Origin of the sequence: Pseudovibrio sp. JE062, assembly GCF_000156235.1 — a bacterium.
Lineage (GTDB): Bacteria > Pseudomonadota > Alphaproteobacteria > Rhizobiales > Stappiaceae > Pseudovibrio.
Map to the genome: position 1 here is coordinate 42406 of NZ_DS996820.1, position 24641 is coordinate 67046.

20 protein-coding genes are annotated in these 24641 nt (G+C 52.9%); 7 read left to right on the forward strand and 13 right to left on the reverse strand.

Annotated features, from left to right (window positions below):
• Positions 1-18: 18 nt before the first annotated feature.
• From PJE062_RS25455 to PJE062_RS25465, 3 genes are all read right to left on the reverse strand, one after another.
• Positions 19-807 (reverse strand): hypothetical protein, encoded by a 789-nt coding sequence (locus tag PJE062_RS25455; protein ID WP_008553057.1) that lies wholly within the window; start codon positions 805-807, stop codon positions 19-21.
• 118 nt (positions 808-925) lie between these two features.
• Entirely contained in the window at positions 926-1105 is a 180-nt protein-coding gene (locus tag PJE062_RS25460; protein ID WP_157039348.1) for a hypothetical protein, read from the reverse strand.
• 93 nt (positions 1106-1198) lie between these two features.
• On the reverse strand, positions 1199-3889 hold the full coding sequence (locus tag PJE062_RS25465; RefSeq protein ID WP_050773984.1) for an autotransporter domain-containing protein: 2691 nt from the start codon (positions 3887-3889) through the stop codon (positions 1199-1201).
• A 461-nt stretch (positions 3890-4350) separates the two neighbouring features.
• Between PJE062_RS25465 and PJE062_RS25470 the strand changes: the two genes are divergently transcribed.
• Positions 4351-4938, forward strand: a complete 588-nt coding sequence (locus PJE062_RS25470) for an AprI/Inh family metalloprotease inhibitor (RefSeq protein ID WP_083793313.1) — start codon at positions 4351-4353, stop codon at positions 4936-4938.
• 385 nt (positions 4939-5323) lie between these two features.
• Here the strand turns inward: PJE062_RS25470 and PJE062_RS25480 are convergent, their stop codons facing one another.
• The 4 genes from PJE062_RS25480 to PJE062_RS25500 form a co-directional block, all read right to left on the reverse strand.
• A complete protein-coding gene (locus PJE062_RS25480; RefSeq protein WP_008553051.1) occupies positions 5324-6607 on the reverse strand; it encodes an amino acid permease in 1284 nt (427 codons plus the stop codon).
• 212 nt (positions 6608-6819) lie between these two features.
• On the reverse strand, positions 6820-8196 hold the full coding sequence (locus PJE062_RS25485; protein ID WP_008553084.1) for a tyrosine phenol-lyase: 1377 nt from the start codon (positions 8194-8196) through the stop codon (positions 6820-6822).
• Between the two features lie 1285 nt (positions 8197-9481).
• A complete protein-coding gene (locus PJE062_RS25495) occupies positions 9482-9748 on the reverse strand; it encodes a hypothetical protein (protein ID WP_037038275.1) in 267 nt (88 codons plus the stop codon).
• Between the two features lie 1361 nt (positions 9749-11109).
• A complete protein-coding gene (locus PJE062_RS25500; RefSeq protein WP_037038260.1) occupies positions 11110-11385 on the reverse strand; it encodes a GIY-YIG nuclease family protein in 276 nt (91 codons plus the stop codon).
• Between the two features lie 325 nt (positions 11386-11710).
• On the opposite strand from PJE062_RS25500, the gene bamE (PJE062_RS25505) reads away from it, so the two are divergent.
• The 3 genes from bamE (PJE062_RS25505) (at position 11711) to PJE062_RS25515 (ending at position 13646) form a co-directional block, all read left to right on the forward strand.
• Positions 11711-12109, forward strand: a complete 399-nt coding sequence (bamE, locus tag PJE062_RS25505) for an outer membrane protein assembly factor BamE (RefSeq protein WP_208982490.1) — start codon at positions 11711-11713, stop codon at positions 12107-12109.
• 496 nt (positions 12110-12605) lie between these two features.
• Positions 12606-12995 carry an outer membrane protein assembly factor BamE gene (gene bamE / locus PJE062_RS25510; RefSeq protein ID WP_037038278.1) on the forward strand — a complete coding sequence of 130 codons (390 nt, stop codon included), beginning with the start codon at positions 12606-12608 and terminating at the stop codon, positions 12993-12995.
• A 204-nt stretch (positions 12996-13199) separates the two neighbouring features.
• Positions 13200-13646 carry a DUF134 domain-containing protein gene (locus PJE062_RS25515; protein ID WP_008553105.1) on the forward strand — a complete coding sequence of 149 codons (447 nt, stop codon included), beginning with the start codon at positions 13200-13202 and terminating at the stop codon, positions 13644-13646.
• 192 nt (positions 13647-13838) lie between these two features.
• Here PJE062_RS25515 and pheT read toward each other — a convergent pair whose 3' ends face one another.
• The 3 genes from pheT to PJE062_RS25530 all read right to left on the reverse strand — a co-directional run bounded on the left by pheT (position 13839) and on the right by PJE062_RS25530 (position 18735).
• Positions 13839-16262 carry a phenylalanine--tRNA ligase subunit beta gene (gene pheT, locus PJE062_RS25520; protein WP_008553140.1) on the reverse strand — a complete coding sequence of 808 codons (2424 nt, stop codon included), beginning with the start codon at positions 16260-16262 and terminating at the stop codon, positions 13839-13841.
• Between the two features lie 27 nt (positions 16263-16289).
• Entirely contained in the window at positions 16290-17372 is a 1083-nt protein-coding gene (pheS, locus tag PJE062_RS25525; RefSeq protein ID WP_008553123.1) for a phenylalanine--tRNA ligase subunit alpha, read from the reverse strand.
• Positions 17373-17859: 487 nt separating this feature from the next.
• The gene (locus PJE062_RS25530; RefSeq protein WP_008553060.1) at positions 17860-18735 is read right to left on the reverse strand and encodes a hypothetical protein; all 876 of its coding nucleotides are present in this window, start codon (positions 18733-18735) and stop codon (positions 17860-17862) included.
• A 563-nt stretch (positions 18736-19298) separates the two neighbouring features.
• On the opposite strand from PJE062_RS25530, the gene PJE062_RS25535 reads away from it, so the two are divergent.
• Positions 19299-19463: a hypothetical protein gene (locus tag PJE062_RS25535; RefSeq protein WP_157039350.1), complete on the forward strand. Its 165-nt coding sequence runs from the start codon at positions 19299-19301 to the stop codon at positions 19461-19463.
• Positions 19464-19804: 341 nt separating this feature from the next.
• Here PJE062_RS25535 and PJE062_RS25540 read toward each other — a convergent pair whose 3' ends face one another.
• Positions 19805-20101: a GIY-YIG nuclease family protein gene (locus PJE062_RS25540; protein WP_037038264.1), complete on the reverse strand. Its 297-nt coding sequence runs from the start codon at positions 20099-20101 to the stop codon at positions 19805-19807.
• A 606-nt stretch (positions 20102-20707) separates the two neighbouring features.
• Between PJE062_RS25540 and PJE062_RS25545 the strand changes: the two genes are divergently transcribed.
• Positions 20708-20980 carry a hypothetical protein gene (locus PJE062_RS25545; protein ID WP_008553036.1) on the forward strand — a complete coding sequence of 91 codons (273 nt, stop codon included), beginning with the start codon at positions 20708-20710 and terminating at the stop codon, positions 20978-20980.
• A gap of 254 nt (positions 20981-21234) precedes the next feature.
• Here the strand turns inward: PJE062_RS25545 and PJE062_RS26630 are convergent, their stop codons facing one another.
• Positions 21235-21405 carry a hypothetical protein gene (locus tag PJE062_RS26630; RefSeq protein ID WP_008553029.1) on the reverse strand — a complete coding sequence of 57 codons (171 nt, stop codon included), beginning with the start codon at positions 21403-21405 and terminating at the stop codon, positions 21235-21237.
• A gap of 186 nt (positions 21406-21591) precedes the next feature.
• Between PJE062_RS26630 and PJE062_RS25550 the strand changes: the two genes are divergently transcribed.
• Positions 21592-22437, forward strand: a complete 846-nt coding sequence (locus PJE062_RS25550; RefSeq protein WP_008553067.1) for a LysR family transcriptional regulator — start codon at positions 21592-21594, stop codon at positions 22435-22437.
• A 1526-nt stretch (positions 22438-23963) separates the two neighbouring features.
• Here PJE062_RS25550 and PJE062_RS25560 read toward each other — a convergent pair.
• On the reverse strand, positions 23964-24536 hold the full coding sequence (locus PJE062_RS25560; RefSeq protein WP_008553088.1) for a recombinase family protein: 573 nt from the start codon (positions 24534-24536) through the stop codon (positions 23964-23966).
• Positions 24537-24641: the final 105 nt, after the last annotated feature.

The window sequence follows — 24641 nt, forward strand, 5'->3', positions numbered from 1 at the left end:
CTCTAGTACGCCTGCTGCTTATTTGAAGACGCAGCGATTGATGGCAGGCTCCTTGCCATCCAGTTTTTTCGAAAGGATCTTGGCTACACCTAGTGGCGCGCCAACCATAAGCTCTGTTCCCGTAGAACTGACGGATTTGACCGAGCAGAGCTTGTCGTGGAACGAGCTATCACAGCAGGTGCCGTCACTGTTGCTGTCGCCGGGGTCACATAACCATGGGCCAGCGATCTGGAAGCCTGCCTTGGGACTAGGCACTGCTGGACAAGAACAGATGATCTCATCGTCCTTCACCGGTCCAATCCCCGGAAAATCCTTGCCTTGTGTGCTGTTGAAGCAGAAGCCACCATCGCATTGCGCTGAGTAGCCAGCGGGGGCCTCCTCACTGTTTGGGCAGGTGTACATTGCCATGGGCTCGCCCAGATTTTCGCTTTTGGGATCATAGTCAGTTTCCATCTGGCGCGGGGTGGCATAGGTGCTCACGGTGAAGCCGTTGTCGATGCCAGCTTTCAGCAGATCACAAACGTCCTTCTTCTCGCCATTCTCTTCATAGTGAAACGGCAGAGAAATGCTCTGCTCATTCAGCGCATCACATTTGCAGTAGGCCACGGTGTCGACCGTCCAGCACTTGGCGGTGGCGCACAGTGCGAAGGCGTTGGGCTCATCCTGCGATACCGGGCATTCCTTGAACAGACTTGGATCCGTACTTGCGTCCGTACTGGTATCGGCCTGAGCTAAACTGCTGATGAGCATGGAGAAGGTGATTACGAGCCCCAGTGTAGCTAAACGAGAAAGGGATTTCAGCGGCATGTGTACTCTCCTTTATGGATAGAACCACTGCCGCCTCACGGGCTCATACTCAGAGGTTCCCAGATGCAGGCGAAGGTGCAGTGCTGTCATGTCGCTGAGTGGCAGAATGCGTGCTTCGTCAGGTGTGATCATCAATCAAACGCCCCTCACCCACCTTCACGATGCCGCTAGTTGCTCTTGGATCATTCGGGGCATCGATAACGAGCACATCTGAGTTCAGGTGGTCGGAAGGATCAAACTCAGACGCGAACTGAAGGTACGCTGAGACGCGGATGGGACAGTTGTATGATGGAAACATGAATTCCAACATAAAGACGACTTGCGATTTCTGCTTGAAATATAGGGGGTTATATCTGCGGGAGCGTGTTTTGTGCAGTAAGCTTGGCTACCTTTAGTACTGCCAGAGCAGACGTATATTGAAACCATGGTCCTGAGCATCATCAGAAAGCAGGCCGTAGTAGGCGGCGCCCAGGCGCGCGGTGTCAGTCAAATGGGCATCCAGACCAGCTTCCAGGAGGGCCACGTTTTGCGAGATTGGAACGCTGGTGATGGTGAAGGGATTGCCTCCGCTGATGAAGGCCTGCGTGAAGTTAATTGTGTCTTGCGAAGCGTACTGCCAGGCAGCCAGCCCGCTCAGAGTGGTGCTTAACCCGCCAATGGAGAAATCCCAGTCAGACCGCAGGCCCAGCGTTGTAAAGGTGATGCCTTCATTCTGGTTGTCCGCTGAAAGCGCGGCATCATTCCCCTGCTCGCGATATCCTTTGCTGAACAGGTGAACATAGGCTACGCCAACAAATGGCTGCATGCGCGCTTCACCCAATTGCCAGTCATAACCCAGCTCACCAAACACTTGCAGTGTTGTGGCGTTTTGATCCGATTCCAACTCATCTGCGATCAAGCCAGTTACTTCTCGATCAAATCTCAGCTGATGCCATGTGGCTACAGCACCACCTTGAAGAGATACTGGTAAGGCGTTGATCTGCGGAAGCTGGGCATATCCGCCTACGGTGTAGTTTTCGCTGTCACCTGAAGACAGGCGCGAACTCACGTTGAAGTCTGAGCGAGAGAAGCCTGCCACAAGCCCAAGACGCAGGAACTCATGGACCTCACCATCTGCCCCAAACAGCATGCCGCCGACATTGCGGTCTGTCGTTGCCGCATTGCCATCACCACCAAAGGACGCGTAACTGCCATATACTTCAGTCCAGAAGCTCAGTGAGCCGATAGCTGCTGTCTTTTCTGGTTCAACCAGCCCGTCATCACGTTGCTTGCCGATGGCAAACAGGTGATCGTTTATCCGCTGGCGAACGTAGCGGGCATCATCAATTAAGATGGCCCGCGCTGATGCATTGATCTCCCCAGACGTGAGGTCGTAAGCTTCGCGCGCGTCAGAGCCATTTGCGTTGGCAGCAAGCAATGCCATGTGAAGGGGATTACTGCTGCCGAGGCTTTCAATCGCGGCAACAGTGGCACTTTGATTTCTGGTTTGAGCCAGATCGGCATAGCTCACGCTGTTTCGCACCAAAGAGAGGGCGATGTCATTGCCTGTGCCTGTGGCGTAGTCGAGGCTGCTATCAAAAAAGGCAAGGTTGTCTTCGACATCAGCAAACGTGCCAATGATGCTATCTGCACCATCATTTTCAACAATCACGAGCGTGGAGGTCGGAACGAAATTTTGGCCGTATCTTCGCTGTAGAAAGAGCACTTCGAGCACTGTGTCGCTGGCATCAAATGTTCCGTTGACGATCAGCTGATCTGATGCATCCAACGTTGGGTCAGCCTCTCCCTGAACTTCAATTTCCAGAGTGCCTGCACCGGAGTAGTTCCCATTGATCGTTGTCGTGCCTATTGAGCTGCCCGGTGCAATGCGCCCGCCATTGTTGCTCACATTTCCATTGATAGATCCATGACCACCCAACATCCCATCCTGTCCGATGACCACGCTCCCTGGAAGGACAGCACCGCTGCTGACCGGAGAGGACCCTACGAGTAACATCCCTTGCCGAATAGTCGCTATACCGGTGAATGCATGTTCGTCCCCGTCTAGCGTCAGGGTGCCGCTTCCCGTCTTCTCCAGTGCCCCGCTGCCGGTCAGATCGCCCTCGTAACTTCCATTTGTTGACTGATTAAATTCAAGAGTGGCACCTGCGTCGATGGTAATATCACCTTGCAGGCTTGCCGTGTTTCCCGACAGAGTTCCGCCCTGCACGGTTGTTGTGCCGGTGTAGCTGTTGGTGCCGTTTAGGATCGTTGTTCCTGCAACAAAGCGGACTGAGCCTGGTCCCGAGATGTTCGGAGCGAAGCTGTAATTATCACTGGTGTGGTTGAAGACAATCTCACCGGTTGATCGGCCAAACACGACATTCTTCGCGCTGATGAACCCCGGTGACGTTGCCGCTGAACCTTCGGCTGCCCCAATGTTCAGAGTGCCCCTCGAATTGGTTCCCCCAATATCCGGCTTTGCGATGTCGAGCGTGCCGCTCCCGTCAGATCCAACAATAACACGACCGCCATTTGATAAGGTCAGCTCCCCCCGACCTCTACGGCCAATGATTGTTTCTCCAGAGGTTGTGAGGGTTGAGTTGCTTCCTGAGACCGTTGTGAGCCCAGTTGCCCCGGAAAAGCTGAGGTAAAATCGCTGGGTGTTAAGAGCAGCGCCGTCCGTTACCTCCAACTGGCCCTCAGACCCCACCCCAACAGCAAACGTGCCTCCATTGCTGTAAGTGGTCCCGTTGCCATCAATGGACACTGTGCCATGTCCCTCGAAGCTTCCACCCACAACCGTTGTTGTTGCAGTAGAGAACGATGCACCACCTGATATGTTGAGGACACCCGTTCCTCCCACCCCGACATCAACGGTTGCGCTGGATGAAACATGGGAGTCAGCACCCGAAACTGTGAGGGTGCCATGCGAAGTGGGGGTAAAACCCAAGAATATATTACGCGCAGAAACCCTGCCATCATCTCGACGGTCAGAGTCTGTACTGTATTCTCCAATGAACAGGTTGTCGTTTATGTTCCATGGGTTTGGCGGATGTCTGCTTGAGCCGCCAACCACGTATGACTGCCCGAAATCAATCATCACAGGCCGAGCCTGACCCGAGGTTGCCTGAAAGAGAAAAAGAGGAGTTACGCAAAAACTGATTGCCGCCGTAGATGGTCGGAAAGAACAAAGAGCAGGCAATACTTTTCTGGCAATCATCTGAATGTCCTGCAGTGCATTCTTGATTTTGGGCTTAGGGCGAACTCAAGCCATATCTTGTCGATCTTTCAAATATTCAGGAACCCTTTGGTGATACCTGCGCTTTTTTTACAAGGCGGACCTCAACATTTATGGATGGAACTTTGGCGCGAGGTGTATCAGGCTATATGAGTGACGTTTTCTCGGGTTTTTGCGGCTGTGGTTCCAAAGTGGACTTTGAAGTCAGGGGTGGTGGTGTTTTTGGACCTCTTGTTGTTCCGTGAATCAACGACAAGCACACCAGTATTCGGCTCATCGATTAGATGCACCAAGTGTACTTAAGCAATTTAATCAACTTATGATTGCAATATACATTTATTGATCTAAAATCCTCACGTTTGATATTTATTGAGGATTTTCACTTGCTTAGGCGTACATATACACTCGTTGCTCTTTCTGGATTATTGATTGCACTGGCAGGTTGCCAAACATCATCTAAAAACACTGAGAAAGAGGAGCCGAAGCTAGAACTGTGCTCGGCCAATAACACCACAAACAAACTTAGTTATTCTTCCCAGGCTAATGTGTTTATCTCCACCGATTCAATCAAAGCCCTCGCATCAGTCGCAAAATTTATCGCCAACGAAGCCTCTGCCCCAACTTCAAAAGAGCTCCTGGGTGATTGGACACTTGTTGATCTGAATGCCAGGAAGTCGTGCCCATTGGAGATGACATCCGATCCGCACGATAAAGCCAAGCATGCGATCAATACCAAGTCAGGCTGTGCATTGAGCAAGAGCAAAGCTGCTTCATGGAATCTGGATGGAAAAGAGCTTGTTCTCAAATCGCGGTCGGGGGGAGAAACCGCAAGGCTTGTTAAAGTCAACAAGACCTGCTGGGCAAGCTCAGGATCAGCTCCTCAAAACACACAGTACGTTTTGAAGCGTTAAAGAGATCCCAGCTCCACCTGTATGGGGCAAGGACGTTTAGCAAGACACACTTCCTCTGGGATGCTTTTACAACCAGCAAACACCCCGAACCTACCTCCCAGCAGGTTCGGGGTGTTGTTTCTGGGGCGGAACAGCAGAAAACTTGCCGCAGCCGGGAAGAGCTGCGGCAAGTCTGCAGCTGGCAGCAAAGGGCCAGCTGGATTGATTGCGGGAGCTTTGGCAGAAACCCGCAATCAAAATTTGCCCCGACTAAAAGTCGTGTTTCTTGCGATCTTTTCAGAGCGCCTAAAGCAGTTCGGTTCCCATTAGATCGATTGAACTGCTTTAGTTTTTTTGCTTCTGCGTGTCTTTGTCTGAAAAGCGTTTCGGCTTCTCAGTCAGACGCTTAGCCGAAGATCGGCAGGTTGCCAGTCAGCTCGAACGCGGTGATGATGAACACCAGAATACCGAAGCCGAAGACCATTGCCTGACGGGCGTTGCCGCCTGGGACCTGGTACATGTTCGGGTTCCGCTCACGGCAGATGCGCACCATGACGATTGGAGCCAGCAGTGAGAAAATCACCAGAACCACGCCCGCATAACCGATTGCAGCGATGAACCCGTGAGGGAACAGGATTGCAAGGATGATGGTTGGAACGAAGGCGATGCCGACTGTCTTTGCTTTACCGGCAACGGTCGCTGTGTCGAACTTGAACAAGTCAGAGATGTAGTCATACAGGCTGAGGGACACGCCCAAGAAGGATGTTGCTACAGCCATGTTGCCGAAGATCTGCAGGATGACAGAGATGTTGGCACTGATACCAGATTCGCTCAGAGCACCGATGATGTTACCGATGTTACCGCCTTCTGCGATGATTGCAGGGAAGTCATCACGGGAGATGTTTCCGAATACTGCGAACATCCAGAGGAAGTAGAAGAAGCCTGCAAGGAAGATTGCGATCAGCAGCGCCTTGCTGGTGCGCTTCGCATCCAGACCCAGATAGTTGGTTACGGTTGGTACGGTGATCTGAAGACCGAAACTCGCCACCAGGAAGGAGATGGTGTAGAACGCATATGGCATGCGATCACCGAGAGAGATCTCCGGGAACAGGTTGGCTGTTGAGGAGTTGCCGATCAGTGAGCTCAGGCTGATCATGAAGGTGATGATCATACCGCCGATGAGAACGGTGTTCACACGGTCAACCGCTTTGGTTCCCATCATCACAATCGACAGAAGCACGACTGCGAAGATCAAACTCGCAACCCCGGATGACATATTCACGTCACCGAAGATGGACAGCGAGTAAGTGATGATTGAGCTGCCGCCTGAGATGTAGGCGTAGGTCAGAACATAGCACAGGAAGGCAACGGAGAGGCCGTTTACGATGCGGCCAAAGTTGCCGATGGTGCCCTTTGCAAGGCTGTCGTAGTTGGAGCCTTCAGGGAAGTGCAGCGTGACTTCCATGATGTACAACGATGCGGTGTGCATGATGTAACCAACGACGATCATCAGAACCAGACAGACGGTGAACCATACACCACTGTTGGCTACTGGCAGCGAGAACATGCCCGCGCCGACGGCGGTGCCAGCAGCGATCACACTGGCGCCCAGGATAGTGCCCTGACTTTTTTTGGTAGTTTGCGGTTCAACTGTCTCTGCAGCTGGAACCTGCTCAGAAGCGATGGTCATAGTGAGCCTCCCAACTCCGGCGTTTTGCCGTGACCAAGAGAGAAACCATCTGCCGAATTGAATATGCCCCGCGGCAGAGCTTTCCCGAAAAGCGCACATAGGCTTACGATGGGTAAATCTTGTGCTTTGATAACAACAGAGGAGAGCACGCGGGCTCTCCTCCAATGCAGTTTACTCTATGACTATTTCTAGTCACTTCAATAGCTTATCGCTTAAACTTCTGCGAAACGGCCAGTGAAGAAGCGCAGTACCTTAGGCTCGAATGTGAATTCCAGACCTTTGATGCTTTCGCGGTTTTTGTAGAGCTCGATGATTGCGTCTGCGACGTAGTCCATGTGAGCGTAGGTGTATACGCGGCGTGGGATTGTCAGACGAACGGTTTCGAGTTTTGGACGGTGGTGATCACCGGTCTCGATGTTACGGCCTGCGGAAACGATACCACGTTCCATGGTGCGTACGCCGGAGGTGCGGTAGATCGCAGCTGCCAGTGCCTGTGCAGGGAACTTGTCCTGTTCCAGGTGCGGCAGGAATGCGCGTGCATCGAGGAAGATTGCGTGACCGCCGTAAGGCTTAACCATTGGCACGCCAGCTGCGTCCAGACGCTCACCCAAGTAACGGATCTGGTTTACGCGGTGTGAGATGTAGTCGAACTCACAGGACTCTTTGATGCCGATTGCCATTGCTTCCATGTCGCGGCCTGCGAGACCACCGTAGGAAGGCATACCTTCGAACTGAACAACCATGCCTTTTGCTTCAGCAAACAGTTCGTCGTCGTTCACACACAGGAAGCCACCGTTGTTTGTCAGGCAGTCTTTTTTGCCGGACATGGTGCAGCCGTCGCCGTAGGAGAACATTTCGAAGAGGATTTCCTTGATGGATTTGTCTTCGAAGCCAGCTTCACGTTCTTTGATGAAGTATGCGTTTTCTACACAACGGGTTGCATCGTACATCACTTTGATGCCGTGCTTGTGGCAGAGTTCGGATACTTCTTTGATGTTCGCCATGGACACTGGCTGACCACCAGCGAGGTTCACGGTTACTGCAAGACAGATGTAAGGGATCTTGTCGCCGCCGACTTCGTCGATCAGTTTCTGCAGTTTTTCGATGGAAACGTTACCTTTGAACGGTACGTCTGCCAGATCCGGATCGTGAGCTTCGTCGCAGATAACGTCTACGAACTTCGCACCGTTACGCTCCTGGTGGAAACGTGTGGTGGTGAAGTACATGTTGCCTGGTACGTAGTCGCCTTCTTTAATGGTCAGAGAAGACAGGATGTTTTCTGCACCGCGGCCCTGGTGAGTTGGGATCAGGTGTTTGAAGCCGAAGTATTCTTTTACAACTTTTTCGAGGTTGTAGAAGTTTTCGGAGCCAGCGTACGCTTCGTCGCCGACCATCAGGCCTGCCCACTGCTTGTCGGACATTGCGGAGGTACCGGAGTCGGTCAGCAAGTCGATGTAGCAGTCTTTAGACTTGATGAGGAAGGTGTTGAAGCCAGCTTCCTGAATTGCATTTTCACGACGCTCATCGTCGATGAAGTACATTGGTTCAACAGATTTAATCTTGAACGGCTCTGGCATAAACTTAGACATAAGAACGTCCTCTTACTTACTTCTTTACCAATTGGGCGGAAAGAGCGGATCTTTCCGAATTCTCAGGGAGTGAGGAAAATAGTGATTTCCTGAAGTTTATTTACTTACGAATGGAAATCTTTTTCTCTTCACCAATCTTCATCAACTATTAGATATCCAAATATTCGATCATCACAATAAGTAACAATATCCATATGTGAATAAATAATCGTTTTTATATACAGACCACAGCGACATATACCTTTATGCAATACACAAGGCGCTGATAGTTACATGCGCATTACTTGACTATGCAGAGTATTAATCTGCATAATCTTGGTTGTGCTGTGATCTGTATATTGTCTCCGCAGCAAGTCTCAGGCATGCCGGTGCCGTTCTTCTGCTCCAATGCGCTCAACACTTGGAAGACAGGATTAAGACAAACGCCATTATTCTGAAGCAAACAGGGCACACCTGCAGCGCAAACCGGAGGTGCCGACTGTATTGCTTATATCAAGACACAGTTCTTCGGCCACTTAGGGGGTGTGGTTTCAGAGTGGGTGCCTGATATTTACTTGTTTTGGAGAGTGCTGCATGTTTGGCTGGCTTCTGCTCTCTGCATCTTTGGCGGACTATAGGAGGCAGAAGGCGAGCTGACATGCGGCCGTGCAGCAGGAGCGACTCCACTGCAGGCGAAAGGTCGTTAGACGAGGTGCAGGTTGTTGGCCATGGATACATCTTCGATGTGCCAAGGCAGCTTATCTCTTTTCAAGATATTCAAATACAGCTGATACCAGCGCATTTTCCCAGCCCCAATGTAAATTCATCATTGAACTTATTACACACTCAGGAGTTTGGGCGAATTGGCCTGAAAGTCAAAAAGAAAAACTACTTAGGTACAGGGGCTTGGTGGGGACAGGGCTACCGCGACGCGATGTACTTGCCTTTACAACCTCCCTGAAATACCAAGGGTTTTCTGGATTTTACCGGCGGGCAATGCGCAAGTTGCCGCATTTCAAAACATCATATTTATTCCACAACAAACTTATATATTAGCGATAGCTGCTAATATTTTTAGATTGATTGGCATGAATCACTTTCACGTTCAGGCAGAGCACATGCGTGATTTGCACCGGGATTCGCGTCAGCTTTAAGCTTACAAGAGACTGGCCTGCGGGGTGAGCGCAGACCAGCAGGGTGCCCATAAGCTTCATCAGCCCCATGCGAGCTGTTGGAGGCCCTCAGCGGGGCGTGCTGTGATGCGGGGTGGGCGCAAAGCGCCGCGAGCACCGTTACAGCGATTGGGTCATGAAGCTGTTGCTGTGCTTATCGGCTGCGGAAAGGCGACCCGCTCCAATGTTCCGCAGGTCTTTTTCAGTGCTTCAAGGCGGTCACACAAAGCGTAGTGCAAAGTGAACAAAGCATCCCGTTCCGTGCTGTGTTTTAATCGCTCACTCAGCACTAACTGCTGCATGTAAGCGAGGTTCTCCAAATCGGAGACAGCAATGGTTACTTCGTCAATTTCATTCTGAAGAGTGTTTGTGGCGCTGCATGCGCATGCGGAGTCGTCCATATTCAAAGCCTCGTTGTTGGCTGTTGAAGGACCGCGCGACAGGAAGCTTTTGGAACCCACTGGCGAGCGGGAGGCCAAAAACCTGACAACGACAGGCGGGCTTATTCCCCTCCGAAGAGAGTATTGTATTCGCCGCCCTCCCGCTCATAGCAAAGGGTTTGCGCACTTTTGGAAAAAAGGCACAAAAAATCCGCTAGTTAACGGGAGCGGGTACCGCGTTGTGAGAGGTTTTGGGCCTCACCCAAGAGCATGCAACCAGATGCATGCGGTGTCAATGGGCAAGGATTACGAGCAAGGGTTGTGTGGCTGTGGGGAGACGGTTTTGGTGGGGAGAGGAGCTTCTTTAAGACGTCATCCCGCGCTCGATGCGGGACCCAGCTGAGCGCTCACTGCATTCGGTGGAAAGTGATGCTGCACTCCAAACCGCAACGCCTTTGCCTCACCACCCTGGGTCCCGCATCGCGCTACGCTTGTGCGGGATGACGGTGGAGGGGTGCTGCGGAAGTTCTTTTTTGGCGAGGTTGGTTGGGACCACTTGTCGAGCGGCAGCGTTGGCGATTGATGATATCAGTTCAGAAAGAGGTTAGACGTGCCCCCAGCCGTCATCCCGCACTTGATGCGGGACCCAGCTGGGCGCTTACCACATTCGACGGAAAGACATGCTGCACTCCAAAACGCAACCTCATTGCCTCACTACTCTGAGTCCCGCATCGCGCTGCGCTTGTGCGGGATGACGGCGGAAGGGGATGCTGCGGCAGTCCTGCGCTTGGCGAGGTTGGTTGGGAGCACCTGTCGAGCGGCAGCATTAGCGAATGATCGCATCAGTCAGAAAGAGGTTAGACGTGCCCCCAGCCGTCATCCCGCACCTGATGCGAGACCTAGCTGGGCGCTCACTGCATTCAGTGGAAAGTGATGCCGCCCTCCAAAACGCAACCTCTTTGCCTCACCACCTTGGGTCCCGCATCGCGCTTCGCTTGTGCGGGATGACGGCGGAGGGGGATGCTGCGGCAACTCTTTTCATGGCGAGGTTGGTTGGGAGCACCTGTTGAGCGGATGCGCTGGTGCAGCAGCGTTGGTGCACGAGAGCAACAGCTTGGGACGGCGCAAGGTGCGAGCCCTCATGCCGTCATACTGCCTATGCAAGTGGTTGATTGATGATGGAGCAACAAGTATTTGGCGTGGAGGCTTAGGCTGTATCCCCCAGTCGTCATCCCGCACCTGATGCGGGACCCAGCTGGGCGCTCACTGCATTCAGTGGAAAGACATGCTGCATTCTTAAGCGCAATGTCTTTGCCCCACCACTCTGGGTCCCGCATCGCGCTGCGCTTGTGCGGGATGACGGTGGAGGACTACCGGGTTAGTTAGAGATACAAGTCCTGCCAAGTGGGGTTGAGGTTTTCAATCAGGTCGATCTTCCATGCCCGTCGCCAGCGTTTTAGTTTCTTCTCCCGGGCGATTGCGTCTCCGATCCGCTCAAACTCTTCAAAGTACACCAGTTGGGAAACGCCATACTGCGCTGTGAAGGATGTTGCTATTTTTTCGCGATGCTCATGAACACGCCTTACCAGATCATTGGTGACGCCGGTGTAAAGCGTCCCATTTCTGCGGCTTGCTGTCATGTACACGTAATAGGTCATGACCTAGTTTGCGACGATGAAGATGAAGCGACAACATCACGAAATAGCCAATGCATTGTTCTTGGTGGGTTTCAGCTGGGTCCCGCATCGAGTGCGGGATGACGGCAGAGAGGTGGCTCGAGGGGGGCGTTGTGGGGCTGCAGGAAAACGTCGATAATCGGCAGCGCGCTCAATCTTAAGTTTAACTGGCTCCTTGATTAAAACCAATGGCATGTGCCCCGCATATCTGGTAGGGGAGTTTCTATTATAAGTTGCGGATTCCCGGTTAGTGTTGGGGCCGTTTTGGAATACAGGCCAGCTGACGCCAGGCCTGATGGGGATTACTTTGCGTTTCACGAAAATCATGATTTCTGTTGCGCTGGCAGCATCTCTTGCTGCTTGTGCATCTGTTGGCAACGAGAACATTCGTAAAGAGACAGCTGCGACTGTTGCGACCAAGTTGACCAAGGGCAAAACCACCAAGGACGATGTGGCCAAACTGTTTGGCAGCCCGGACACTGTAGACTTCAGCGATAGCGGCAACGAGATCTGGAAGTACCAGCACGTGCGCTCCCAGCCGAAGGTTGAGAACTTCATTCCTGTAGTCGACATTCTGGCTGGTGGTCAGGATCTGCAGAAGAAAGAGCTGGCCTTGTTCTTCAACAGCCGTGGTATTTTGAAAAACTACACCATGCTGGAGACTGACAGCGAAGTGCGCACTGGGTTGATTAACGCGAACCAGTAAGCCCTTGCGGGGATAAGTTTGGTTTTGGGCGGCGGGAATGATGGGCTGCCCAAGGCTTTTTCTCAGAGCACTTATTCTCCTTTTTGCGGGGGGCGCGTCGGTTTGGGTGGTACCGCTCTACCAATTTCCATAGGAACGCAGAAAAACGCAAAGTTGCACATAGCAACGCAAAATGATGGGTGACGTGTTATGCCCGTTTTATGCTCGCGCGTTTGTGATGGGATCTTCCACATGCTGGGTGCAGGTTGTTTTGCCGGCATTGGTGCAGCTGCAAAGCGCCCTTCTCTCTAATACGCTGAAATTATTCGATTAATTCCCTCTCCAGATTACCCTTGATAGATATGACACGAGTCTTATCTCAGGTTTACAGCGCTCTTATATGAGGCCACGCTCAATTAAGAGAACGAAGGTCTATTCCCATCGGATAAGACCTCGCGGTGCGTTGGCCTTCACAAACCAACGCAAACCAACGCAAAGGGGCATAAGTTTGCGGATTGTGCATGTTATCCTCGCTCTGGGGCTTGGCCTTGGCGTTTCCGGCTGCGCTTCTGTGGGCAATGAAAGTCTTCGCCATTTGACCCGTGAGGGATTGGATGGGCAGCTGGAGACTGGCAAGACCACCAAGGAAGATGTGCGCGTTGCCCTTGGCGATCCGAACACGACGGACTTCACCGACAGCGGCAATGAGATCTGGAAATACAGGCATGTACGGACGCAGGCGAAGGTTGAGAACTTCATTCCTGTGGTTGATCTGCTTGCCAGCGGACAAGATGTGACCACCAAGGAAGTGGCCCTGTTTTTTGACCGTGATGGATTGCTGAAGAACTACACCATGATTGAGGTGGAGGACGAGGTCCGCACCGGACTTATCACCGCGAACATGTAGCATAGATTTTTCATCGGATTTGGGCGTCTGGCGCGTAAGTGTCGGGCGCTTTTGGTGTTTATGCCCGTTGGTTTGTGGAGTTATGCCCTTAATGCGGGGTGCTGTGCGGGATTGGTTATGAGCATATGTTCATTTCCTAACTTGTCAGCTTGGATTTAGAGGCGCACTATAATGAACATATGCTCATAATAAGGAGTGTTTGTTATGCCACGACCAAGAAAACCACGCCGCATTCATGGAGCTTCGGGTGCTCAGTTCTTCAAGCCGCAGGGGGTGCCTTTGCGCCAGCTTCACGCTGCTGTGCTGAGTGAAGACGGGATGGAGGCGTTGCGGCTGGCAGATGCCGAAGGGCTGGAACATGCTGCAGCGGCGGATCTTATGGGGATTTCACGGCCTACATTTTCACGGCTGGTTTCTCACGCACGCACGGTGGTTGCCACAGCGCTGAGCGAGGGGCTGGCGCTGAAGATTGAGGGCGCTGCTGGTTCGGCCAAGGGATCCTGCAAGCCGGAGAGCGAGCTCAGTGACGAGGACTGTCAACGCATGCAACGCCGCCGTCGCCGCGGCTTCTGCGGGCATGCGAGCGTGATCTCTGAGGCGATTGTGCCGGATGAGGTGACGGAGGCTACTGAGGGCGCTGCGGAGGCTTAGGGCGGTTGTTGCTGAGGGTTCTGTTGGGCGTGTGGTGGCTGGGCTTTGGCGGTGAAGTGTTATTCCCGTTGGCCAGTGCAGTTATGCCCTCGCCTGTTGGCCTCATTTTCCCGATTTCTCAATAAAAAACGCGGATTCCAGATTTTTCCGGAATCCGCGTTTTTCATGTTTATCAGCGTTGTTCAGCGGGAGTTATCCGCGCAGGGTACCGCCGGTAGCCTTTTGAACGGACGCAACAATCTTGTTTGAGACCGCCTCGATATCCTCATCGGTGAGGGTCTTCTTGGTCGGCTGCAGGGTTACATCGATCGCGAGAGAGCGCTGGCCTTCCGGCACGCCCTGCCCTTCGTAGATATCGAAGAGATTCACGTTTGTGATCAATGCTTTATCTGCACCCTTAGCGGCTTTCAGCAGCTTTTCTACCGGGGTAGAGCTGTCTACCAGGAACGCAAAGTCCCGTTTTACCGGCATAAGATCAGCGGCATTCAGCGCACCCTTGGATTTGGTTGCTTTCTTCTTCGGCTGAGGCACAGCGTCGATGAAGACTTCAAATGCCACGAGCGGGCCTTCAATGTCCAATGCTTCCAAGGTCTTAGGGTGGATCTCACCGAAGTATGCCAGGGTGTTTTTCGGGCCCATTTTGAGGGCGCCGGAGCGGCCTGGGTGGTAGTAGGATGGGGCATCGGTGAAGACCATCAGGTTGCCTACCTGTGCACCGATAGACTGCAGTACCGCACCCGCATCTGCCTTCGCGTCGAAAACATCAATGTTTTCAGCGTTTCCAGACCAGTGGCGACCAGAACCGGTTGGTTTGGCGGTACCACGGCGGATGCCGGCGATGACCATCTTCTGGCCTTTTTCGCTATCGTTTTCAAAGACTTGACCGACTTCGAACAGAGCGACGTCTGCGTAGCCGCGGTCGGCGTTGCGCTGAGCTGCGGTGAGCAGGCCAGGCAGCAGGGACGGACGCATGTCGGACATGTCGGATGAAATCGGATTTGCCAATGATAACACAGGGTTACCACCGCCGAAGTGTTCTGCGTGGGCTTTTGGAATGAAGGACCACAGAACGGCTTCGTCCATACCGCGTGCAGCGAGGGCGCGGCGGGCATTGGAGCGGCGGATTTGGCTAACAGTCAGAACCTTCTGAGAGACAGGCTCCATGCGCGGCAGGGTAGCAGTTGGCACTTTATCGATGCCGACAATGCGCATAACCTCTTCTACCAAATCAGCTTTTCCGTGTACGTCCGGACGCCAGCTTGGAGGAGAAACCTTGACCACATCGCCGTTGCCAGCGACCCAGAAGCCCAGCAGGGAGAGGATAGCTTTGATCTCGCCGTGGGATACTTCCAGACCGGAGAGGCGCTTTACTTCGCTGAGTGGGAAGTCGATAATGCGCTCTTCCTGAGGCACTTCTCCTACAACGTGGGTGTCGGATGCTTCGCCGCCGCCACAAAGGTCCATGACCATTTTGGTAGCAACTTCAAGGCCTTCCACCATGTACGCAGGGTCTACACCGCGCTCGAAGCGGTAGCGTGCGTCGGTAGATACTCCCAGTTTACGACCGGAGCGGGCGATGTTGAGGGGATCCCACAGAGCGCTTTCGATCACCACATTGGCAGTGTTTTCGTCACAACCTGTTGATTCTCCACCCATAATTCCGCCGAGGGACTCCAGACCGTTGTCATCGGAGATGACCACGACGCTCTCGTCTACGGAATAAGTTTTTCCGTCGAGGCCAACAAGTTCCTCGCCGGTTTTACCGTGACGGATGGTCAGGTTGCCGGAAACCTTATCTGCATCAAAGACATGCAGCGGGCGGCCCTGATCGAAGGTCATATAGTTGGTGATGTCCACGAGGGCATTAATCGGGCGCAGACCGATAGCAACCAGACGCTTCTGCATCCACTTTGGAGACGGGCCGTTTTTGATGCCACGGACCACACGGTAGCCAAATGCAGGGCAGTGTTCCGGGCTATCCCCTAGATCCAAAACAACTTTTAGGTCGTTTGCGTTGCTATGTGCGTTGATTTGCGTTTTTTGCGGGGTTTTTAGCGTTCCTAAGCCGGAAGCAGCCAAATCACGCGCAATACCGAACACGCTTGCACAGTCGGAGCGGTTTGGAGTCAGACCGATTTCGATGACCGGATCATCCAGACCAGCATATTCAACATATGGAACGCCGACTGGTGCGTCTTCTGGCAGGTCGATGATGCCGTCGTGTTCGTCGGATAACTCCAGCTCGCGCTCGGAGGCCATCATGCCGTAGCTTTCTACGTCACGGATTTTACCGACGGACAGGGTTACATCGAGACCAGGGACATAGTCGCCCGGTTTTGCGAAGACGCCAACCAGACCTTTGCGCGCGTTTGGTGCGCCGCAGACAACCTGCAGCGGATCACCTTCGCCGGTGTCCACTTTCAGCACGCGCAGACGGTCTGCATTTGGATGCTGTTCAGCTTCCAGAACGCGGGCAATCTTGAATGTGCCGAGGCGATCCGCTGGATTGGTGATTTCTTCCACTTCCAGCCCGATCAGCGTCAGGCGCTCAACAATTTCATCAAGGCTTGCATCGGTCTCAAGATGGTCCTTGAGCCAGGAAAGGGTGAATTTCATTTTTCTGCTCTTTACGTTTGGACCAAATTACTTGGAAAGACCGGCCATCAGGGATGGAATGTCCAGTGGGCGGAAGCCGTAGTGCTTAATCCAGCGGATGTCAGCATCGAAGAAGGCGCGCAGGTCGTTCATGCCGTATTTCAGCATGGCGAGGCGGTCAATACCGATGCCCCATGCGAAGCCCTGGTAGACATCCGGGTCCAGACCACAGTTGCGCAGAACGTTTGGATGCACCATGCCGCAGCCGAGGATTTCCATCCAGTCGTTACCGGTGCCGATTTTTACTTCAGCGCCGGAGCGGTCGCACTTCACGTCCACTTCCATGGAAGGTTCGGTGAACGGGAAGAAGCTTGGGCGGAAGCGCAGCTCTACATCGTCCACTTCGAAGAAGGACTTCAGGAACTCTTCCAATGTGCCTTTCAGGTGGCCGATATGCGTGGTCTTGTCGATCACGAGGCCTTCCATCTGGTGGAACATTGGTGTGTGGGTCTGGTCGCTGTCACAACGGTATGTGCGGCCCGGCATAATCACGCGGATTGGTGGCTGCTGGTTGCGCATGGTGCGGATCTGCACTGGGGATGTGTGCGTGCGCAGCAGCATGCGTTCGCCGTCTTCCTTCTCGTTGAAGAAGAAGGTGTCATGCATTTCGCGTGCCGGGTGGCCTTCCGGGAAGTTCAGCGCGGTGAAGTTCAGCTCATCTGTCTCAACGTCCGGGCCTTCAGCCACGGAGAAGCCCATGTCGGCGAAGATGGCGATCAGCTCGTCAGTCACCTGAGAGATCGGGTGGATGCGGCCTTCTTCTGCCGGTGTGGTGCGCAGTGGCTGGCTCACATCAACGGTTTCAGAGGCGAGGCGCGCGTTGAGTGCTTCTTCTTTCAGCACCTCTTTGCGGGCAGCGATCGCCTCACCCACGCGGTTTTTCAGGCCGTTGAGCGCTGGACCCATTTCCTTGCGCTCTTCCGGGGTCATCTTGCCAAGCGTTTTCATTTTTTCAGAAACGCTGCCCTTTTTGCCAAGGGCGGCAACGCGCACGTCTTCCAGTGCGGCTTCGGAGTCAGCACCGGCAATCGCGGTGTTAATCTCGGCTTCGAGTGTTTCGAGGTCGGACATAATCCCTCAAGGGTTTGCATGTGCCAGCAGCTGCGCACAGTTCGAGTCACAGCCGGGCAGATAAAATTCGTGGAGGTCTTTTAACGAATGCGGGCAGCGCAATAAAGGGGCTGATTGATAATCAGGCTCTTAGATTTCCTCAATACTCCCGTTTTTCATCGGAATCTGAGGAATTCTGGCTCTTCGCATCGTTGAGGCGGCACGTGGGATGCCACGCCCTGCCCCGCTGCCTAAACGCTCATGGCTCAAGTGAGGGCGCACAAACGGCGAGCACAGTGGCTCTGCGGTGCGGTTCTCACTCGTATCAGGGAGCGTTAAGCCAAGCGCATAAATCGCCCACACGCCGGACCATCATGGACACGGGCGGTGATCTTTTCAGCGATGTGCACGCGCAGCGGCATTGGGAATCCTTTGAGGATTGGTGGTGGTGCGCGGAGGGTAGCAGAAAAAGCTAAACTTGTTCAAGGTCGACCACCTCCTCTTTCACTCAAGTCTTACGCCAAGCAAAAAATGCATCCATAAATTTGTACTCTAAACGCATGTTATGTAGCGCATTGCCAACAGGATCTGGAAGCTGGCCTTTCTCCTCCGTCTCAAAGCGTGCCCAGCTGAAAAGCGCGGCTGTCATTGCATAAGCCTCTGCAATCTCCAAAACCTCTGAGAAACAACCAATACTTGCGCCACAGTGTTCAGACACATCATTCTGAATCGCATTATGGCGACCAATTACGATTTGCACCGTCGAAAGTATCTGACTAATTTCCTGATGTTTTTCTGGGTTTGTTGCAAGAGCAGCTCGCATTAGTTCAAGCTCTCTGTATGGAAGCTCCAGTTGGGCTATAGAAGCTCGCTCAAGTGTTTCAGGCGTGGCATCCGCAGTCCCGTGTTCATTTCCGCTGACCTCCCAAAGCCTTCCGTAAAATCCTGCAGCCAGCGAGAAGAAGTTGCATAAGCCTGACAATGCAAAAGATATCATTGCCCGATCTGCTCCAGCAAGATCATCCAACCTTTTACGATCTGCCAGCTCTTGATTTGCCGCGATCGCTTCTGAACTTTTTCGATGAGTTTCAGCTATTTCCTCGGCACTTTTTCTTTGCTGCTTCATTTCGAGGAGCGTGGCTTCACTTAACTTAGAAGACTTATTCGCAGCAAACGCCGAGATGGCTGCGGCAACTGCCGCACCGAATGTACCGAATGCAGCTACAAACTCCACCCAAGTGAAATCCTTGAATGTCGCTTCGATTTGAATGGTATCATTCAGCAAGACGCCATTTAGTTGCGGGAAGCTTACAACAAAGATAAGTGCCAACCAAAAAATGAGCCCAGTGACAACTGTGAGCAAACCCCATGCAATGTATTTCATAACCAACACCTAGCAGACAAATTCGCAGCATTTTCGGAGAGTTAGTATAACTAATTTGCAACTCGGTGATAGGAGTTTAGAGGCAAGAACTAAGTTTGCCCAACGACACAGAGATTTGTCATTATCGAGCGTTCTTATCATTCGGCTGAGACCAGGGGTATGGATCCCGGGTCTCAGCCCGGGATGACACCGGGAGGGGATGTGGGGCTTTCAGAGTCGCAGGTTCTGAGAGGAAGCATGGAATGTAAGGGCACTGTGATTTGAGGTGGGGTGGGGTTGGCTTTGCAGTGGCATTGATGAGAAGAGCGGTCGCCTCCGGTGTCATCCCGGCCAAAGAGCCGGGATCTATAACCACATGCGGTGTTGAGTAATGCAGGGAGGGAGACGGGATCTCCTGATCACCTCCCCTTTTCCTATTGCGAGCTTCATTTGATGATTGAAGGCGTCTGCTGAAATGGCAGATGCTGAGGAAGGTTGCGTCCTGTTGCTGCTGCCTGACGTTGCCCGCTGAGACTGGGGAGATGGATCCCGGGTCTGCGCCCGGGATGACACCGGGAGAGGATGTGCGGCTTTCAGGGTTGCAGGCTTTGAGGGGAAGCATGGGGTGTGAGGACGCTGTGGTTTGCGGTGGGGCTGGCTTTGCAGTGGAACTGATGAGCAGAGCGGTCGCCTCCGGTGTCATCCCGGCCAAGGAGCCGGGATCTATAACCACATGCGGTGCTGAGTAATGCAGGGAGCGAGACGAAGCCTCTCGGTGCACCTCCTTTATTGCTAATGCGGACTTCATTTGATGACTGAAGGCGATTGTTGAAACGGCGGATGCTGAGGAAGGTTGTGCCCTGTTGCTGTTGCCTGACATTGCCCGCTGAGACCGGGGGTATGGGTCCCGGGTCTGCGCCCGGGATGACACCGGGAGGGGATGTGGTTTTTAAGAGTTGCAGGCTCTGAGGGGAAGCATGGGGTGTGAGGGCACTGTGGCTTGAGGCGGGGCTGGCTTTACAGTGGCAATGATGAGCAGAGCGGTCACCTCTGGTGTCATCCCGGCCAAGGAGCCGGGATCTATAACCACTTACGTATGCTCAAAGTGCAATGAGAGTGACAAGTCTTCCCAATGAGGGTTCATCTCTTCGATGGCTTGAATTTTCCAGTCCCGTCGCCAGCGTTTTACCTGTTTTTCTTTGCGGATAGCCTCATGCGGTTCTTCGTAGAGCTCATAGTAAACAAGCTTGGAAACGCCATACTTTGCCGTAAAGCCGGAGTTCATCTTGGTCTTATGCTGATGCACACGCTCCGGCAGGTTATTGGTTACGCCCGTGTAGAGTGTCCCATGCTTTCGGCTCGCCAGAATGTACATGTAATAAGGCATGCACTGAGTATGCAGTTGGCATTCCTTTGTCGCTACTGCGCAAACTTACCCGTTAATGCAGGGGGTATGGATCCCGGCTCGGGGGCCGGGATGACACCGAGGGGAACCGTTTTGGGTTTTGGCGTGAGTGCTGTGCTTGGGGCACTTTCGGGTGTTTGTGGTGAGGGCTTTATTGATTGGCGAGTGTGGCGTTGGTGGAGAGGTGGAATGGGTCCCGGGTCTTCGCCCGGGATGACGCCGTGGGGGCGGCGTGTTCAAAACGTTGAAGGAAGTCTTTCACCCAACCGTTGCAGAAATGCATGAGTGGGGGAGGTTTTGGGTTTGGGCGTTGACAGGTTGTGGAGTTGTGTTTCACACTCATATGTGAGGTCCAAAACCTCTAAAGTCAGCGGTACCCGCTCCCGTAGTCTAGCGGTTTTTTTGTGCCTATCTTATAGTGCGCAAACCCTTTGCTATGAGCGGGAGGGCGGTGAATACAACACCTCCTTCGGGAGGGAATAAGCCCGCCTGTCTGACTCAGGTTTTTGGCCTCCCGCTCGCCAACGGGTCTCCAAATGCTCTTTGGTGCTGCGGTTCTTCAACACCCTAGTCAGTAAGGGGATTGGAATGGACGATACCGCCTGCGCGCAGAGCGCCACAAATACTATCGACAATGAACTAGATGAAGTACTCATTGCTGTCTCTGACCTTGAGAATCTGGCTTATTTTCAGCAGCTTGTGCTGAGTGAGCGGATGAACCAGAGCAGCGAACGGGATGCTTTGTTCACTTTGCATTATGCCTTGCGAGACCGCCTGGAAGCGCTGAGAAAGACCTGTGGGGTTTTACAGCGGGTCGTCGACCCACAGCCAATCAACACAACCTTGACGCTTCTTGAGTAACGGGTTGGGCGCGGGGCGCTGAGCCCCCTGCCCTGTTCGGCTGCGTTGGTGCGCCTTGCTTAGAGTTTATCTTCCCTGTTGAGGTGTGCCGTTTCACTGTGCCGGTGCTCACGCAGTGCTTTTGAAGCGCTGTGGGCGGTGCCTCGCAACCCTTTGTTCAGCCGCCCCGTGCATGTGGTCTGCTAGCGACCGGTGGTCCGCCTGTGCGTGCACCCTGCTGGCCTGCGGTGAGTAACGCACTCCGCAGGTCAGTGTTATGCGCTGAAGAGGCAGAACAGTACGAAAAGGCCGGCCATGATGGAGGCCAGAGCGATGTAGTAAGGCCGTGCGCAGGCGCTGGCGTAGTTGGTGTAGTAATCTTCCAGCTGCTGGCGCGTTGGGTTCTTGGGGTGCTTTTCAGGTTCGCGAAGTGGAAAAATCAACATTCTGGCTTCTTTTCATTGAGGAGAACTGCGTGGAGCAACCGCCTCTTCCAGGCCTAGTGTCGCTCCATTCTTTCTTTCTGCGTACTCTTGTCCGAGAACCGGCTTCCACTTCTCGGGAGTACGCACTATCTTTCCTCGTGTTCTTCCTGCCGAATAGCGGCCAAATTTCAAAAGCAGTTTTCAAAAATGAAGGTTCGATTGCTGGATAATCTCAATGCATTCCTCGTGCTTGCGGCTTGCGGTACGCTGAGTGAAGCGGCGCAGAGGCTGTCGTGCAGTCCCGCCACGCTCAGCCGTCGTATGCAGCAGCTGGAAGAGGATGTGGGACTGAAGCTGTTTGACCGGGTGCAGGCCGGGTATGTGCTGACCGAAGATGGGCATGATGTTCTGGAGCAGCTGGAGCCGTTTCAGTGTGCCTATGCCGGGTTTGAGCAGTGGCTGAGCGCGAAATCCCGCAGGCCGCAGGTTCGGGTTTCTGCCGGCAGCTGGACGATGAAGTTTCTCAGCATGCATATTGGTGCGCTGTGCAAACCGGATGATGGGTTCGAGGTGGTGTTCATTACCAGCGAGGACCGGCTGAACATCAAAAAGCGCGAGATTGATATTGGGCTGCGCAGTTCACCTCCAGCGGAGATCGGGCTGGCGAGCAAGCGTCTGCCACCTGTGGAGTTCGCGCCTTATGTGGCGGTTGGAGCTGATGAGGCGGTGATGGAGCGGTGGCTCGGCATCGCACCGGAGTTCGCGACCACAAACTCCTCCCGCTGGCTGCTGGAGCACCATGGCAGTGAGATGGTGATGCAGGTGAGCTCTCAACACACCCTGCTGGACATGCTGTGCGCAGGCGCGGGCGTTTCCATTCTGCCGTGCTTCTTAGGGGATACCGCGCCTCAACTGCGGCGGTGCGGACCGGTGATTGAGGAACTGACCAAGTTCCAATGGGTAACAATGCATGATGACCGACGGCACCTACCCGAGGTGCGGATGATGACGGACCGGATCGTACACGTGATTGAGCAGTATCGTGGGCGGTGATGGGGGATGATGAGAGGAAAACAAACGCAGAAAAGCGGCGCCAGTTGGCGTTGATTTATTTTGCTTTTCGAGGGAAGTAATGGCGGAGAGACAGGGAATGTCTCCATGACACCTCTTAACCCTTTAAATTCAACCAGTTACGCCGATTGCGATTTAGGTGAAAGTAACAAGTCTCTGTAACAAGATCAAGCGGTTGGATCCTTTCTGTGATGTCACCTTTACAAGACACAAGCAGTTAGAGCTGCAACGGAAAATGCGTCAGGACTGAAATTACACTTCTGGTATCAAAAACAATAAATCCGAAAGCTAAAATGAAGCGTGGGGATTGGATGTTGCTTTGTTCCGCCTTAATCGCCCCTTCACTACCCCCAGCCAGCCGCAGCTTCATGATGTCCCGCTCAAACTGTGCAACAGCACCTAACATATCGAACAAGGCGAGCACGGGGAGTAAGGCAAAAGCGTATTCGGGGTGATTTCTTAGAGGCAGCTGAGCTACATAGCGAGTGAACTCTGAATCTCCCTATGGTCTCTCATATTCTCTACCAACAAATGTTAGGCAAAAAGGCTTTAGAGACTTGAAGACCCAATATATGCCTCACTCCTTGAAGACACTCTTCATAAGTCAGATGCGACCTTGAGCTTCCCAGTTCCCAACCTGAAAAGAATAGGGTCACTGCAAGAAACTTCTGCCTCTTAGCTTAAGTTTCTTAGCTTTAGTTCTCTCTACTTCTCTTAGTGAGAAGGTAGTTCTTAAGTTCGAAGCTTTAGCTATGGTGTCCATCAAATACCATCAGGACATACTCAACATCTAAAACAATAAGTTAGCTCACGGCATTGCTAACCCAGACCTAAAGGGCGCTATGGTAATCGTAGAACATGCTTTGATGTTAACTTGAGTATAGAAGTTAGTGGGTCTGTGAAGCTACTGTCACTCACTATTGCTAAGCAAAAGTTGGAAGCCTAAGCCTATCATCCTACTCACTTACAGACAGCATGGACCATGTATAGCTATGTATATAACTATAGCTAACAGCATAGGCCCTTCTAATGGTGTCCATTAAATAAAGTACTCAGGCTATCTTGAAAGATTCTGACGATACAGAAGCTATTTTAAGAGTTGCTGAGTCGCTTCCTGTCTCTCTGGCTGGCCTAATGGCAGGTCATTGTGAGCGCTACTCTGCGAGCTTGCCTGACACTTGAAGGTGCATTGAGCATGTAGAGAGAGGCGGTGAGATTACTTGCCTACATCTATTGAGGATGGGGCACTTCACACGGTCATATCTGAGCAAGAAAAAAATAGCCCCACCAATTAAGGCAGGGCATGGGCTTATTAAGAAAGGTCGTTGGGCTGAGCTTGTGCATCTAAGACCTCTCCACCAATCAAGATGAAAGAGCCTGAAGCCTATAACTTAAGCTATTTAACTTAAGTTCACATCCACTCTCTGGAGAGTGGGTGAGGAGAATAGCATTAGCTATATAGCCTAAGGGGGCCTTCCCTAATGGTGGAACTCAATTAGTTGGTCCCATCAGTTTGCTGCCTTCTCCAACTCTTTCGTAATACGAATAATGCTGGTGCGATCTACCTTAAGCATCCGTGCAATGGCACTCTTGTTCATGCCTTGTTTAAGCAACACAGCCACTCTCTTGCGATCAATCGTAGGCTTGCCGCCTTTGTAGACCCCACGCTCCTTCGCTGCTTCAATGCCTTCAGACTGCCGCTGCTTGATGATGTCACGCTCAAACTGTGCAACTGCACCCAGAACGCCAAGCATGAGGGTAGCCATTGGGTCTTGTTTGTCGCCAGAGAAATACTGCCCTTCTTTCAGGAAGCGGATAGCAGCACCCTTATCTGTGATCTCCTTCACCAGTGCTTGTAGATCGATCAGGGAGCGGGCAAGGCGATCCATTGAGACTACAGCCACCTCATCCCCTTCACGCAGCTTGGTCATAAGCTCGCTCAGCGCTGGGCGGTCGCGGGTCACACCTGAAGCTTTATCAACGAGAATAGCATCCGCTTTGATGCCATACTCTCTCAGCGCCTCAACCTGCCGTGCTTCATTCTGCTCCATAGTGGAGATGCGAGCATACCCAAACTGCATGGCGTGACCTCTCAAACTGTGTAACAACAGGGTGTTGCATTTAATGAAGTGAGGTAATTAAACCAAACCCCACCCTCTTGCAACATATTTTCCTGCTATTCTTCA

Excerpts from the sequence above, each read along its gene's own strand:
- PJE062_RS25495 (WP_037038275.1), bottom strand. The coding sequence starts at position 9,748 with ATGGACGACTCCGCATGCGCATGCAGCGCCACAAACACTCTTCAGAAT.
- PJE062_RS25500 (WP_037038260.1), bottom strand. The coding sequence starts at position 11,385 with ATGACCTATTACGTGTACATGACAGCAAGCCGCAGAAATGGGACGCTT.
- pheT (WP_008553140.1), bottom strand. The coding sequence starts at position 16,262 with ATGAAATTCACCCTTTCCTGGCTCAAGGACCATCTTGAGACCGATGCA.
- PJE062_RS25515 (WP_008553105.1), top strand. The coding sequence starts at position 13,200 with ATGCCACGACCAAGAAAACCACGCCGCATTCATGGAGCTTCGGGTGCT.
- PJE062_RS25465 (WP_050773984.1), bottom strand. The coding sequence starts at position 3,889 with ATGATTGATTTCGGGCAGTCATACGTGGTTGGCGGCTCAAGCAGACAT.
- PJE062_RS25560 (WP_008553088.1), bottom strand. The coding sequence starts at position 24,536 with ATGCAGTTTGGGTATGCTCGCATCTCCACTATGGAGCAGAATGAAGCA.
- PJE062_RS25460 (WP_157039348.1), bottom strand. The coding sequence starts at position 1,105 with ATGTTTCCATCATACAACTGTCCCATCCGCGTCTCAGCGTACCTTCAG.
- PJE062_RS26630 (WP_008553029.1), bottom strand. The coding sequence starts at position 21,405 with ATGTTGATTTTTCCACTTCGCGAACCTGAAAAGCACCCCAAGAACCCA.
- PJE062_RS25455 (WP_008553057.1), bottom strand. The coding sequence starts at position 807 with ATGCCGCTGAAATCCCTTTCTCGTTTAGCTACACTGGGGCTCGTAATC.
- PJE062_RS25545 (WP_008553036.1), top strand. The coding sequence starts at position 20,708 with ATGGACGATACCGCCTGCGCGCAGAGCGCCACAAATACTATCGACAAT.
- PJE062_RS25550 (WP_008553067.1), top strand. The coding sequence starts at position 21,592 with ATGAAGGTTCGATTGCTGGATAATCTCAATGCATTCCTCGTGCTTGCG.
- PJE062_RS25540 (WP_037038264.1), bottom strand. The coding sequence starts at position 20,101 with ATGCCTTATTACATGTACATTCTGGCGAGCCGAAAGCATGGGACACTC.
- PJE062_RS25530 (WP_008553060.1), bottom strand. The coding sequence starts at position 18,735 with ATGAAATACATTGCATGGGGTTTGCTCACAGTTGTCACTGGGCTCATT.
- PJE062_RS25485 (WP_008553084.1), bottom strand. The coding sequence starts at position 8,196 with ATGTCTAAGTTTATGCCAGAGCCGTTCAAGATTAAATCTGTTGAACCA.
- PJE062_RS25480 (WP_008553051.1), bottom strand. The coding sequence starts at position 6,607 with ATGACCATCGCTTCTGAGCAGGTTCCAGCTGCAGAGACAGTTGAACCG.
- pheS (WP_008553123.1), bottom strand. The coding sequence starts at position 17,372 with ATGTCCGACCTCGAAACACTCGAAGCCGAGATTAACACCGCGATTGCC.